Raw genomic sequence first — 516 nt, 5'->3', positions numbered from 1 at the left:
TGGCCACGAGGTCTCCCTTGGTGACGCCGTTGCACCGGCACACGGTGGTGCGGTCGGGCATGAGGGTCGGGGAGGGTTCCGCGGCGAGGGCCGACGGCGCGCCCCGCACCGGCCTCAGCAGCAGGTGCGCGGGGTCGGGTGGCACGGGGGTGCGTCGGGTGTAGGCGGCGGTGAGGTCCGCCGCGACCTCGGCCGTCCCCACCACGGTCGCCCCGACGACCGCGCCCTCGGCGACCACGACCTCGACGTAACGACCGGCGGCGGGGTCGCTCATGCTCAGGTGCCGGTGCCCCGGGACGGCTCGCGACCGGGCGCCGCACAGGCCCATGGCGACGACCTCGAGCCCGTGGGCCTTGACGCGCACGACGTCCGTCGGAGGCTGCTCGGCCGTGGTGGGTGCTGGTGGGGCGGAGGCGCCCGTGGCGGCGGTCGCCGGGGACGGGTCGGTTGCGGGGCCGTACCCCGGGGCGACCGGGTCGGCGTCGAGGTCGCCGCCGTCGATGCGCGCGGCCAGCC

1 pseudogene is annotated in these 516 nt (G+C 77.9%); it reads right to left on the bottom strand.

Features of this window, described 5'->3' with window-relative positions:
* Nucleotides 1-516, bottom strand: a pseudogene (locus L0B03_RS19020) (NAD(P)/FAD-dependent oxidoreductase); the annotation flags it as partial.

The sequence above is a fragment of the Actinotalea sp. C106 genome, assembly GCF_023630195.1.
In the GTDB taxonomy this organism is placed as follows: domain Bacteria; phylum Actinomycetota; class Actinomycetes; order Actinomycetales; family Cellulomonadaceae; genus Actinotalea.
This window is presented reverse-complemented; position numbering and strand designations above follow the sequence as displayed.